Raw genomic sequence first — 12,794 nt, forward strand, 5'->3', positions numbered from 1 at the left:
AAAAAATCCGATGACCTGTGATCATCGGATTTTGATCCTATTATGCCAAATGTCAATTGCTTAACTGATCGGCATTGCAGCCTAGTGCTGGGTTTTTTCTTTTCTAAGTACTAGGAATTGGTTAGATAGGAATGATTCTTAATAAATATTCATTTGAATAGCGTTTTTTTCTAGTACTATTCATGATATTTATAGTGACTATTAAACTCCTTACTTACCGCATGGATTTTCATCTATACTTAAAAGCTTTATAATTAACTGTCAGAATACTATAAGTACTGGGTCTTAATTGGTATTTAGCTTAATACTACCGAGTACTTTCACGTCACCAAGAGGGCAATATTGTGCTACAAGAATATCGTAAACACGTAGAAGAACGTGCCGCGTTAGGTATCGTACCAGCGCCATTAGATGCTCAGCAAACGGCTGATCTTATTGAATTAATCAAAAATCCACCGGCAGGTGAAGAAGAGTTTATCGTTGATCTTCTAGTTAACCGTGTACCACCAGGTGTTGATGATGCTGCTTATATCAAAGCAGGTTTCTTGGCTGCAGTTGCAAAAGGTGAAGCGAGCTCTCCACTTGTATCAAAAGAAAAAGCAGCTGAGCTACTTGGTACTATGCTAGGTGGTTACAACATCGCGCCTATGATTGACCTTTTAGATGACGAAGCGTTAGCGCCAATCGTTGTTAAAGGTTTATCAAACACATTATTAATGTTTGATGCTTTTTATGATGTAGAAGAAAAAGCGAAAGCGGGTAACGAATTTGCTAAGCAAGTAATCGAATCTTGGGCAAATGCTGAGTGGTTTGTGAACAAGCCTGCAGTTGCTGAAAAAATCTCAGTTACCGTATTCAAAGTAACTGGCGAAACAAATACTGATGATCTTTCACCTGCTCCAGATGCATGGTCTCGCCCTGATATTCCACTACACGCTTTAGCAATGCTGAAGAACGAACGTGATGGTATCAATCCTGAAAAGCCAGGTGAAGTTGGTCCAATCTCACAACTAGAAGAGCTTAAAACGAAAGGTTTACCTCTTGCATACGTTGGTGATGTAGTTGGTACGGGTTCATCTCGTAAATCTGCAACTAACTCTGTACTTTGGTTCATGGGTGATGATATTCCTCACGTACCGAACAAACGCGTTGGTGGTGTATGTTTAGGCGGTAAAATCGCGCCTATCTTCTTCAACACAATGGAAGACTCTGGTGCATTACCAATCGAACTACCTGTTGATGAGCTAAACATGGGTGACCAAATCGATATCTTCCCATACGAAGGTGTTGTTAAGCGTCACGGTACTGATGAAGTAATCTCGACTTTCTCTCTTAAATCAGACGTAATTCTTGATGAAGTGCGTGCTGGTGGTCGTATTCCACTGATCATTGGTCGTGGTTTAACTGATAAAGCGCGTGCATCACTAGGTATGGAAGCAGAAGATATCTTCCGTAAGCCAGCGCTTGTAACTGACTCTGGTAAAGGCTTCACATTAGCTCAGAAGATGGTTGGTAAAGCATGTAACATGCCTGGCGTACGTCCTGGTCAATACTGTGAGCCGAAAATGACAACTGTTGGTTCGCAAGATACAACAGGTCCTATGACGCGTGACGAACTTAAAGACCTTGCGTGTTTAGGTTTCTCTGCAGACCTAACAATGCAGTCTTTCTGTCATACATCAGCTTATCCTAAGCCAATCGACGTAAACACTCACCACACACTTCCTGATTTCATCATGAACCGTGGCGGTGTATCACTACGTCCTGGTGACGGTGTAATCCACTCATGGTTAAACCGTATGTTATTACCAGATACAGTAGGTACTGGTGGTGACTCACATACTCGTTTCCCTCTAGGTATTTCATTCCCAGCGGGTTCAGGTGCGGTAGCATTCGCAGCAGCAACAGGTGTAATGCCTCTTGATATGCCTGAGTCAATCTTAGTACGTTTCAAAGGTGAAATGCAGCCAGGTATCACACTACGTGACCTAGTTCATGCTATCCCTTACTACGGTATCAAAGAAGGTCTTCTTACAGTTGAGAAGAAAGGTAAGATCAACGAATTCTCTGGTCGCGTACTAGAAATCGAAGGTGTTGAGCACCTAACAGTTGAGCAAGCTTTCGAACTTTCTGATGCATCAGCTGAGCGTTCAGCGGCAGGTTGTACTGTTAAACTTTCTAAAGAGTCTATCGCTGAATACCTTGAGTCAAACATCGTAATGCTTAAGTGGATGATCTCTGAAGGTTACGGCGATGTTCGTACTATTGAGCGTCGTATCACAGCAATGCAAGAGTGGTTAGCTAACCCAGAACTTATGGAAGCTGATGCAGATGCAGAGTACAAGCACGTACTTGAAATCGATCTTGCAGACATCAAAGAGCCAATCCTTTGTGCTCCAAATGACCCAGATGATGCGCGTCTTCTTTCAGACGTAACAGGCGAGAAAATCGACGAAGTATTCATCGGTTCTTGTATGACTAACATCGGTCACTTCCGTGCTGCAGGTAAACTACTAGATGGTTTCAGTGGCCGTATCCCAACTCAACTTTGGGTTGCACCACCAACGAAGATGGATAAAGACCAGCTTACTGACGAAGGTTACTACGGTATCTTTGGTCGCGTAGGTGCACGTATCGAAACGCCAGGGTGTTCACTATGTATGGGTAACCAAGCACGTGTTGCTGATAAAGCAACAGTTGTTTCTACCTCTACGCGTAACTTCCCTAACCGTCTTGGTACTGGCGCTAACGTATTCTTAGCATCAGCTGAGCTTGCAGCAGTAGCGGCAATCTTAGGTAAACTACCTACACCTGCTGAGTACCAAGAGTATGCAGATAAGATCAATGCAACTGCAGCTGATACTTATCGTTACCTGAACTTCCACCGTATGCCTCAATACACTAAAAAGGCAGACAAAGTAATCGTTCAGCAAGCTGTTTAATTTTAGCTAAATTAAATGACAAGAAAGCCCGCTTTTAGCGGGCTTTTTATTTTAGATAAAATTTCTAAAATATTTATAAATACGATCTTAAAGCTACATAAATCATCATCAGCGTTTACATAATAACGCAAAAATTTCCTACCAATTGCATTAAAATCCTCGCCAATATTCTCAACGTATTAAGGCGAGATCGAAATGACTACATTAAACAACCAGAACCTTTTACAGCTTCGTTTTGTAAGCCAAGCACATATTGACGCAGTTAAGCCTTCTTTTGCTAACCTACCTGCAAACCCATACGCAGATGGTGAATTTCGTAAGCGTCGTTATTCAGTAATCAAAGTTGTTGATGGTGAATTAAAACTACAACCAACAAAAGCATTTGTGCAAGATGACTCAATCAATACCTTCCAAGGTAATGTTGAGCGTACTTATGAAAATCTAGAAGATAGCTTATTAGCGACTGATGGCATGAAGCAAATCGTTAATCAATTCCGCGATATGACGGGTATCAGTGATGATCGCGTTATTGAAATTCACCAGTTCAGAATGCTTGCGATCGACAGCGACACTCCAGCTGCACCTGAAGGTGTTCACCAAGATGGTTTTGATCACGTGTGCGTATGTGGTGTATCACACGAAAACCTAGAGGGTGGTGAGCTACTTGTTTATGAACACCAACAAGCTGAACCATGTTTCAAAATGGAAATTAAAGACGGCATGTTCGCACTGATTAATGACCGTGAAGTATGGCACAACGCTACACCAATGAATAAATTAGACGCAAGCAAAGAAGGTTACCTTGATTGCTTCGTACTAACTGCGTAAGGGTAAACTATGAACTTAACGCAATTACGTCGCCAGTTCCCTGCACTTATGCAACAAGTTGCAGGTCAGTCACCTATTTTCCTTGATGGCCCAGGTGGCTCGCAAGTACCACAGTCAGTGCTAAGCGCTATGAGTGCATATTTGGGTTACTTCAACTCAAACTTAGGCGGTGCATTTTTCTCAAGTGATAAAACGGTAGAGTTAATGGCAAATGCTCGCCAAGCTGCAGCCGATTTATTAAATGCGCCATCTAAAGAGCAAATCGTGTTTGGTGCAAACATGACAAGCTTAACGTTTAGCTTTAGTCGTGCCATCTCACGTGATTGGACTGCTGATGATGAAATTATTGTCACCAATGCTGATCACTTCTCAAACGTATCATCTTGGCAGCAAGCTGCTGAAGATAAAGGCGCGACAGTAAAAACTACCCTTATCAACGAAGCTGATTGCAGCCTAGATATGGCACATTTTGAAAGCCTTTTATCTAGCAAAACAAAGCTTGTTGCTGTGACATATGCATCAAACACCACTGGTTCAATTAATGATATTAAACGCGTCGTTGAGCTTGCACATGCTGTTGGTGCGCTAGTTTATGTTGATGCCGTACATTATGCACCTCATGAACTAGTAGACGTACAAGCACTTGATTGTGACTTCTTAGCCTGCTCTGCATATAAGTTCTTTGGTCCTCACCTTGGTATTGTCTATGGCAAACGTGAGCACCTTGAAGGTTTCACACCATATAAAGTTGAACCTGCAAAAGATGTTGCGCCAGGTCGCTGGGAAACGGGAACACAAAGCTTTGAAGCGTTAGCTGGATTAATTGCTGCTGTTGATTACATTGCTGCAATTAGTGAGCTTGATGATACTCATTCACGCCGAGATAAATTAGCTGCTGCATTTGCTATGACTAAACAGCACGAAATGACATTAAGTAAGCATTTCTTAACGCGTTTAGCTGATTACCCGCGCATCAAGTTGTTCGGTATTGATGATCTAGAGCGCGTAGCTTCACGCACACCGACTTTTGCTTTAACGTTTGAAGGCATCGAACCACGCGTTGTGTCTGAATTTTTAGGTAAGCAACATATTTGCGTGTGGGACGGTAACTTTTATGCACAAGGTCTATGTAAGCAGCTAGGTGTATTAGAAACTGGCGGTGTAGTACGCATTGGTTGTATGCATTACAACACTATTGATGAGCTTGATAAGGTTTTCGATTTATTTGATCAATTACTGGCAGATTAAAGCTGAGTTGTTGGTTTTAAGCTATTAGTTTTAAGCAGCCCGAGTGGGCTGCTTTTTGTTAGCATAAAAAGCGTGATATCAAACGTTGCATTCTTTCTACTAACAGCTTGCCGCTAAGATTGTGGTTGTCCATAAATTTGTTCTGCACGGTTGAATAAGACCCACGAGGTTAAAATATACTTGTCATTTGAAATAGGCTTATTACCACGGTGCGTGTGGGTAAAATAGCCCGGCGCTACGACCATAGTACCTTGTTTTGGCGATATTTTTCGTTGTTGATAGTAAAACTCTGTTTCACCACCTTCTTCTACATCATTTAAATAAAACATAAATAATAACACGCGATGAAGGGCCTCGTTATGGCCTGCTTGCGGGTATACCTCACTATGCCAATAAGGGTAACCACCTTTATTGATATCGTATTTTTGTGCTTGAATAGGGCCCATACGAAAAATCTGCTGCACGAGTAATGGCAATTGTGGTTTGCCGACTTCTTCAAAGTTATCTTGTGTTAGGTCAACAGGTTTGCCTGTTTGCGGATGGTAAACCTTTAAACCAAAGGCGCCAATCATCATAAAAATATGCTCTTCAAGGTATTTGAAGACGTAACCCGCAGTCGTTTGTTGAATATGCTTAAGTTGCTCAGCGTATTCAGAGTGATTATTAAGGTATAAATCGCGGCTGTCTTTTTTCGCTAAATCTACTCCGCCTGAGGTAGTGCCTTGTTTTAAATGCGGGCTTTGTTCAAATACCGTGATAAAGTTGTCGCAAAATTCTTTGCTGAGGGCGTTTTCGTATACGCGAATAAAGTCCGTCATGAGCTACCTTTAGTTTATATTTTTTATAGGGTTACTATGTTTACTGAAACTATCACACCACGCTTTAGCGAAACAGATGTGCTAGGGCACATCAACAATACAGTACTCCCTGTATGGTTTGAAGCCGCCCGAGCGCCTATTTTCAGGTTTTTTACGCCTGATTTAAACCCTTATGAGTGGAAACTGATCATTGCTAAGGTTGAAGTAAGCTTTGTGGGTGAGTTGTTTTATGGTCACGATGTCACAGTGAAAACCAGTGTTGAGCATGTCGGCTCAAGTTCATTCGTACTGCGCCAAGAGGCTTGGCAGCAGGATAACTGCTGTGCCGTTGGTAAAACCGTACTAGTACGTTACGACTTTGCAAATAAATGCTCGCAAAAACTTGATGAGCAAGAAAGGGCAGACCTTACAGCGCATCTAATCGCTGATGAATAAGCCATTTTTTGCCGACATTTATGTGTGCTTGGGGTAAAATGCGCCTTCATTATTTTGACTGAGTAATTTTGGGTTACACGCAATGCTGTTAATGATCGACAATTATGATTCGTTTACATACAACCTAGTGCAATATTTTCAGCGCTTGGATCAAGATGTATTAGTTAAACGAAACGATGAGATCAGTATCGCTGAGATTAAACAGCTTAACCCAGAGCACATCGTACTTTCACCTGGGCCCTGTTCGCCAAACGAAGCGGGTATTTCTTTACAAGTGGTGGAACAACTAAAAGGGCAGTTGCCAATTCTCGGTATTTGCTTAGGGCACCAAACCATTGCTCAGGCTCTGGGTGCTGATGTTATTCGCGCTAAGCAAGTGATGCATGGCAAAACATCATTAGTTAAGCATAGCAACCAAGGTGTGTTTAATGGTTTAGCTAACCCGCTGACGGTGTGTCGTTATCACTCACTTGTGGTTGATAAACAAAGCTTACCTAGTGACTTCACTATTACTGCATGGACAGAACAAAATTCTGATTTTGATGAAATTATGGGGATCATGCATAATGATTTAGCACTTGAAGGCGTGCAATTTCACCCCGAAGCAATTTTGACCCAACAAGGGCTTGAATTACTTGCTAACTTTTTAACTCGCTTCTAATCTTAGGCTAGTGAATTAACAAATATGACCGACAATACGCCTGTGCAAATGACTGAAGAAACCCGACAACAAAGGACTGCGATGGTGCTTAATGAGCGCGCGCACGATCTTTTGCTTGGTCATAGTTTTGCGCAGCGCCAAATTGGCTTTATTCATACCTTAGAAATCGATTATGGCGAGTCAATGGAGCAACGTACTTTATTAGAAGTAGAAGTTGCTGCTGAAAAAAAACGTCAGAAGGTAAGTACGGCGCATCATAAATATCGTGCTCAAGCGAGTAAGCAGTTACATCAAGTTATTGAAACAGCGATGAATAAGCAGCTTGAAGATATTGATACTGTAATTCACGAAACGATTGGGATTCAAGACAGTGTACCTGCTATTTTAGATATTTTAGCTGTACGTTCAGCTTCAGTGGGTCGACTTGAGCCTTTGGTTAAAGATTTAAGCTGGCTGGGGCGCGAGCTAGTCGCGTTTGTGAACTTGCCTTTTTACCGTCAACAACGTAATAAGCATACTTCCGTTAAAGTTGATAACCCGCTTTTAGCACTTCGTTACATTGGTTTAGATAACTTGAAGTTTGTTGTGCCGACATTTGCTGTACGCCACTGGATGCCTCATAGTACTGAGCCATTCCCGCTTTTAAAGCGTCGACTAAGAGATAATTCAATGGCGTGTGCCATTGCAGCGCAAGAAATAGCAAAGCTAAATGGCGTAAATGAAGAACATGCATTTACGCTTGGAATGCTGCTTGATGTTGGGAAGATTGCCTTAGTACGTTTGTATTTACGCACTTTTGAGCGAGTTTGGCAGCGTAAAGTAACTATGGCGCGTGATGAACAAAAGAAAGACTTACATACAGCCTTATTAGAGCTCAAGCCTGATCCTTTGTTTTTAAGTAGTTTGCTTAGCAAGTTGTCATTAAAAGTAACCGCAACAGTAATTGAACAAATGGCCTTTAGGTATTTACCATTTAATGCGGTGATGCAGCAGTTAACGACTCCATTAGCTAAAAACGATGAATATTTGCCGCTTACCAAGGTGATTTTAAAAGCACGTTGTTACGCTCAGTTTTTAAGTTTAAATGAGCATCAATTGGTCGAAAGTGACGAAACTGAGCGTTGGTTTGCACACTTCGATTTCACTAAGGAAGAGCTTGAACAGTTAGCTAAATGCAATTTTGATCACTTTCATATCCAAATTAATTAAAAAAATTGTTAATTTTTTTGCGACTATTCATTCATTGTTTATCAATCCACAGCGACAAAGTTTTTGTCATTAGCCAGTGCTTGGCTCACTAGCCTTACGCCTTTTTGTAGTATTTCGAGCAAAAAAAAGCCTTCAAATAGTTATTCACTATCCATGAAAAAATATCTCAAGCCCTTTGTTTTCAAGGCCTGCATGAAAGTTTTCTAAGAGACATAACGAAAATTTTCTGAAATAATGGATGAATGAAAATTGAACCAAAGAGTAATTTTGGTGATTTTGCGCTAAGCTCAATCAGCTAAGTAAAATGGCTTAGTTTTGCTTTAAAGCGCCACCAAACTCTGTGTGTGCTTACAATTATGAGGATATAAAATGACAGTCAATCGCGAATTATTTGATCAAGTAATGGTTCCAAACTATGCACCATCAAGTGTTATTCCTGTTCGAGGCGAAGGTTCTCGCGTATGGGACCAAGAAGGTCGTGAATTTATCGATTTTGCGGGTGGTATTGCTGTTAACTGTCTTGGCCATTGTCACCCAGCTCTTGTAAGTGCATTAAAAGAGCAAGGCGAAAAGATTTGGCACTTATCAAATGTAATGACTAATGAGCCAGCGCTTCGCTTAGCTAAAAAGCTAACTGACGCAACGTTCGCTGAAAAAGTATATTTTGCTAATTCAGGTGCAGAGGCAAATGAAGCGGCACTTAAACTTGCACGCCGTTTTGCACTTGATAACTTTGGTGAGCAAAAGTCACAAATTATCTCATTCAACAAAGGTTTCCACGGCCGTACATTTTTTACTGTAACAGTAGGTGGTCAAGCTGCATACTCTGATGGTTTTGGTCCTAAGCCGGGTGATATCGTTCATTGTGACTACAACGATTTAGCGGCATTTGAAGCGCTTATCTCAGACAATACTTGTGCGGTAATGATGGAACCTCTACAAGGTGAAGGTGGCATTATTTCGCCAACTGCTGAATTTGTTGAAGGTGTTCGTGAACTGTGTACTAAACACAATGCACTACTTATCTTTGATGAAGTACAAACCGGTGTTGGCCGTACGGGTGAGCTTTATGCTTATCAAGGTCTAAATGTAACTCCAGATATCTTAACGACTGCAAAAGCATTAGGTGGTGGTTTCCCTATCGGTGCGATGATCACCACAACTGATATTGCTAAGCACTTAAAAGTGGGTACTCATGGTTCTACTTACGGTGGTAACCCACTTGCGTGTGCAGTAGCTGAAGCTGCATTCGACACAGTAAATACACCAGAAGTACTTAACGGCGTTAAAGAAAAGTCTGCGTTATTCCGTGAGTTACTAACTGCGATTAACGAAAAGTACAATGTATTCACTGAAATCCGTGGCGAAGGTCTATTAATTGGTGCTGTAGTAACAGAGCAATTCAAAGGTCGTGCAAAAGAGTTTTTAGTGGCTGGTACTGCAGAAGGTGTTATGTCTTTAGTAGCTGGCGCTGATGTTGTTCGTTTCACGCCGTCACTTGTAATTCCAGAAGCTGATATCCGCGAAGGTATGGCTCGTTTCGAAAAAGCAGTTGCAAAAGTCGTTAACGGCTAAACGAAACTGTCATTTCAGGGCAAGTTAAGCTTGCCCTCATTTCTTAATTTACCGTTATTTATAAGGGAGCAAGCGGACTTATGATGATCCTTCGCCCAATCCAGCAAAGCGATTACCAAGCGTTAGTAAAGATTGCTGATGAGTCAGGCCATGGCTTTACGTCTTTGCCTAATAATGAAGAGTTATTACAAAAGAAAATTGATCATTCTGTCAGCTCATTTGCAAAAGCAGCGCAACAGCCAGGTGATGAAGGTTACTTGTTTGTTCTTGAAGATAGCGAAACGGGTGAAGTTGTAGGGACTTCGGGGATTGAAGCTGCAGTTGGTTTAGATGATGCTTTTTATCATTATCACCTAAGCAAAGTGATTCATTCTTCTCGTACGTTAGACGTGTATAAAGCCGTTGATATATTAACCCTGTGTAACGATTACACCGGCGCAACTGAGCTGTGCACATTATTCTTAAAAGATGGCTACCGTAAAAATAATAACGGTAAATTGCTTTCAAAAGCGCGTTTTATGTTTATTAATCAACATAAAGAGCGTTTTGCTGACACCGTAATTGCTGAGATGCGTGGTGTTTCTGATGACAATGGCGAAAGCCCATTCTGGCAATGGCTAGAAGAGCACTTTTTCTCGATGGACTTTCCAACGGCAGATTACTTAACGGGTATTGGCCAAAAAGTATTTATTGCCGAGTTAATGCCTAAATATCCAATTTACGTCAACTTACTGAGCAAAGATGCGCAAGCTGTGATTGGTCAAGTGCATGATAATACACGCCCTGCGATTGAACTTTTAAAGAGCGAAGGTTTTACCTTCAATGGTTATGTAGACATTTTTGATGCAGGCCCAACTGTTGAAGCAAAAGTTGATAACATTGCTACAGTGAGAAATGCCCAAACGGTTAAAGTAGAAATTGGTGAAAGCCAAGGCGACACTACGGTATTGTTAGCAAATGATAAAATTGCTGATTTTAGAGCAACCGTGACTCAAGTTAGCCTATCATGTGATGCCGATAGCATTACAATCTCAAGTGAATTAGCAAAAGCACTTCACTTAGAAGCGGGTGATTCCGTATCACTTGCAAAACTATAGAATTCAGGAGACATATTAATGACTCATGCAGCGCAATTTATTAATGGTCAATGGCAAGCAGGCCTTGGTCATACTTTTCAATCTGTAAACCCAGCAAATAATGATGTAATTTGGCAAGCAAACACTGCCACTGCTGAACAAGTAGACGGCGCAGTCGCTGCTGCACGTGAAGCATTTTACAGCTGGGCTGATAAAACATTTGCAGAGCGTTTAACGATTGTAAAAACATTCGCAGAAACGCTTAAAGAGCACAGCGAAGAATTAGCGATTGCTATCGCACAAGAAACAGGTAAACCACTTTGGGAAACACGCACTGAAGCAGGTGCGATGGTGGGTAAAATTGCTATCTCTGAAAAAGCATTTTTAGAGCGCACAGGTGATGTTGAAAACCCAATGCCACAAGGGCGTGCGATGATCCGCCACAAGCCTCATGGTGTAGTAGCTGTGTTTGGTCCTTATAATTTCCCTGGTCACTTACCAAATGGTCACATTGTGCCTGCACTTCTAGCTGGAAATACCGTGGTATTTAAGCCGTCTGAGCTAACGCCAGCAGTTGCTGAGTTAACGTTAAAGTTATGGCAAAAGGCTGGCCTGCCTGCAGGTGTTATCAACCTTGTGCAAGGTGAAGTAGAAACGGGTAAAGCGCTGGCATCTCATAAAGGGATTGACGGTTTATTTTTTACGGGCTCTTCGCGCACTGGTCATATTTTACATGAACAGTTTGCTGGTCAACCGGGTAAAATCTTAGCCTTAGAAATGGGTGGTAATAACCCGCTTATCGTTACTGATGTTGCTGATACTAAAGCGGCTATCCACGATATTATTCAATCTGCGTTTATCTCTACAGGTCAGCGTTGTACATGTGCGCGTAAGTTATTCTTACCAGCAGGCGAGCAGGGTGACGCCATCCTAGCGGGTCTTATTAAAGCAACTAAAGCAATTAAAGTAGGTGACTACGACGCAGAAGATCAACCTTTCATCGGGTCAATGATTTCTTCAGCGGCAGCAGCTGGTATGGTCAAAGCGCAACAGCAGCTTGTTGAGCTTGGCGCAGAGGTACTTGTTGAGCTTACACACAAAGAAAATACCGGTTTTGTAACTCCGGGTATTTTAGAGTGTACAAATGTAGCTAACTTCCCAGACGAAGAGCACTTTGGACCACTGCTTAAAGTATTCCGTTTCACTGATTTTGATGCTGCTATTGATAAAGCGAATGACACAAGCTTTGGTTTATCAGCTGGCTTATTAAGCGACAGCGCAGCAGATTACGACCATTTCCTACGTCGTATTCGTGCGGGTATCGTAAACTGGAACCGTCCTATCACGGGTGCATCAAGTGCTGCACCATTTGGTGGTATTGGTGCATCAGGTAACCACAGAGCAAGCGCATATTATGCTGCTGACTATTGTGCATATCCGGTTGCTTCGGTAGAACTTGAAAAAGTAGCAATGCCAGCGACATTAAGCCCAGGCTTAAAAATTGATTAATAATCGTAAATCATTACAAAAAGCAGCTTCGGCTGCTTTTTTTGTATGAGATGCTTGGCAAAGGTAGCAATTAAAAGCGCTTTCTGCTTAAATCTAAAGAGATAGTTTTTTATTAGGTGTGTAGTCGTATGGTTTTAGATAGGCAAGGGTACGATGATCTTGTCATGTATCTCACTCAAAATTTAGCGCTTTTTGAGAAGCCGGGTCAGATTAAACCAGGAGCTCCAACAGTGTTAGAGCTGATTGAAGATGTGATAGCAGAAAATGTCATGTTACTTTGCGAGCAACACACTGAGCTTAGTACTGAACAACGCAGCCAAATTGTTCGCGAAGTCGACGGTATCGTATATGACTTACAAGAAGTGCTGAGCAGCGTCACCAATCATACAGTAACCGTTGAACAGCACGCGTTTATAGATGAGTTTGCTGGATTAGTGAAAAACTTATTTGATAGTGCTGTTGTCGAAAGTGCCTAATGTATAAAGCACAACAC

At 41.7% G+C, this 12,794-nt stretch carries 11 protein-coding genes; 10 read left to right on the plus strand and 1 reads right to left on the minus strand.

What is annotated here, in order from left to right:
• The first annotated feature begins 344 nt into the window (after window positions 1–344).
• From acnB to ISP07_RS11055, 3 genes are all read left to right on the plus strand, one after another.
• The gene (acnB, locus tag ISP07_RS11045) at window positions 345–2,942 is read left to right on the plus strand and encodes a bifunctional aconitate hydratase 2/2-methylisocitrate dehydratase (RefSeq protein ID WP_054552411.1); all 2,598 of its coding nucleotides are present in this window, start codon (window positions 345–347) and stop codon (window positions 2,940–2,942) included.
• 195 nt (window positions 2,943–3,137) lie between these two features.
• Complete coding sequence (locus tag ISP07_RS11050; protein ID WP_054552412.1) at window positions 3,138–3,770, plus strand: 2OG-Fe dioxygenase family protein; 633 nt, start codon at window positions 3,138–3,140, stop codon at window positions 3,768–3,770.
• A 9-nt stretch (window positions 3,771–3,779) separates the two neighbouring features.
• Window positions 3,780–5,018, plus strand: coding sequence for a cysteine desulfurase-like protein (locus ISP07_RS11055; RefSeq protein ID WP_209327653.1), 1,239 nt, complete (start codon window positions 3,780–3,782; stop codon window positions 5,016–5,018).
• A 113-nt stretch (window positions 5,019–5,131) separates the two neighbouring features.
• Here ISP07_RS11055 and ISP07_RS11060 read toward each other — a convergent pair whose 3' ends face one another.
• Window positions 5,132–5,836: a 2OG-Fe(II) oxygenase gene (locus ISP07_RS11060; protein ID WP_166340655.1), complete on the minus strand. Its 705-nt coding sequence runs from the start codon at window positions 5,834–5,836 to the stop codon at window positions 5,132–5,134.
• A gap of 36 nt (window positions 5,837–5,872) precedes the next feature.
• Between ISP07_RS11060 and ISP07_RS11065 the strand changes: the two genes are divergently transcribed.
• The 7 genes from ISP07_RS11065 to ISP07_RS11095 all read left to right on the plus strand — a co-directional run bounded on the left by ISP07_RS11065 (window position 5,873) and on the right by ISP07_RS11095 (window position 12,777).
• Window positions 5,873–6,271, plus strand: a complete 399-nt coding sequence (locus ISP07_RS11065) for an acyl-CoA thioesterase (protein ID WP_138602459.1) — start codon at window positions 5,873–5,875, stop codon at window positions 6,269–6,271.
• Window positions 6,272–6,353: 82 nt separating this feature from the next.
• Entirely contained in the window at window positions 6,354–6,932 is a 579-nt protein-coding gene (locus ISP07_RS11070) for an anthranilate synthase component II (protein ID WP_135923252.1), read from the plus strand.
• A 48-nt stretch (window positions 6,933–6,980) separates the two neighbouring features.
• Window positions 6,981–8,141, plus strand: coding sequence for an HDOD domain-containing protein (locus ISP07_RS11075; protein ID WP_138618066.1), 1,161 nt, complete (start codon window positions 6,981–6,983; stop codon window positions 8,139–8,141).
• Window positions 8,142–8,510: 369 nt separating this feature from the next.
• Entirely contained in the window at window positions 8,511–9,716 is a 1,206-nt protein-coding gene (locus ISP07_RS11080) for an aspartate aminotransferase family protein (protein WP_054552417.1), read from the plus strand.
• Window positions 9,717–9,796: 80 nt separating this feature from the next.
• Window positions 9,797–10,813, plus strand: a complete 1,017-nt coding sequence (gene astA, locus ISP07_RS11085) for an arginine N-succinyltransferase (protein WP_054552418.1) — start codon at window positions 9,797–9,799, stop codon at window positions 10,811–10,813.
• Window positions 10,814–10,831: 18 nt separating this feature from the next.
• Window positions 10,832–12,301, plus strand: coding sequence for a succinylglutamate-semialdehyde dehydrogenase (gene astD / locus ISP07_RS11090; protein WP_209327654.1), 1,470 nt, complete (start codon window positions 10,832–10,834; stop codon window positions 12,299–12,301).
• A 128-nt stretch (window positions 12,302–12,429) separates the two neighbouring features.
• Window positions 12,430–12,777, plus strand: coding sequence for a DUF3802 family protein (locus ISP07_RS11095; protein ID WP_054552420.1), 348 nt, complete (start codon window positions 12,430–12,432; stop codon window positions 12,775–12,777).
• The last annotated feature ends 17 nt before the right edge of the window (window positions 12,778–12,794 follow it).

Origin of the sequence: Pseudoalteromonas sp. PA2MD11 (genome assembly GCF_017808125.1) — a bacterium.
Classification (GTDB): domain Bacteria; phylum Pseudomonadota; class Gammaproteobacteria; order Enterobacterales; family Alteromonadaceae; genus Pseudoalteromonas; species Pseudoalteromonas simplex.

Excerpts from the sequence above, each read along its gene's own strand:
- ISP07_RS11050 (WP_054552412.1), top strand. The coding sequence starts at position 3,138 with ATGACTACATTAAACAACCAGAACCTTTTACAGCTTCGTTTTGTAAGC.
- ISP07_RS11055 (WP_209327653.1), top strand. The coding sequence starts at position 3,780 with ATGAACTTAACGCAATTACGTCGCCAGTTCCCTGCACTTATGCAACAA.
- ISP07_RS11060 (WP_166340655.1), bottom strand. The coding sequence starts at position 5,836 with ATGACGGACTTTATTCGCGTATACGAAAACGCCCTCAGCAAAGAATTT.
- ISP07_RS11065 (WP_138602459.1), top strand. The coding sequence starts at position 5,873 with ATGTTTACTGAAACTATCACACCACGCTTTAGCGAAACAGATGTGCTA.
- ISP07_RS11070 (WP_135923252.1), top strand. The coding sequence starts at position 6,354 with ATGCTGTTAATGATCGACAATTATGATTCGTTTACATACAACCTAGTG.
- ISP07_RS11075 (WP_138618066.1), top strand. The coding sequence starts at position 6,981 with ATGACTGAAGAAACCCGACAACAAAGGACTGCGATGGTGCTTAATGAG.
- ISP07_RS11080 (WP_054552417.1), top strand. The coding sequence starts at position 8,511 with ATGACAGTCAATCGCGAATTATTTGATCAAGTAATGGTTCCAAACTAT.
- astA (WP_054552418.1), top strand. The coding sequence starts at position 9,797 with ATGATGATCCTTCGCCCAATCCAGCAAAGCGATTACCAAGCGTTAGTA.
- astD (WP_209327654.1), top strand. The coding sequence starts at position 10,832 with ATGACTCATGCAGCGCAATTTATTAATGGTCAATGGCAAGCAGGCCTT.
- ISP07_RS11095 (WP_054552420.1), top strand. The coding sequence starts at position 12,430 with ATGGTTTTAGATAGGCAAGGGTACGATGATCTTGTCATGTATCTCACT.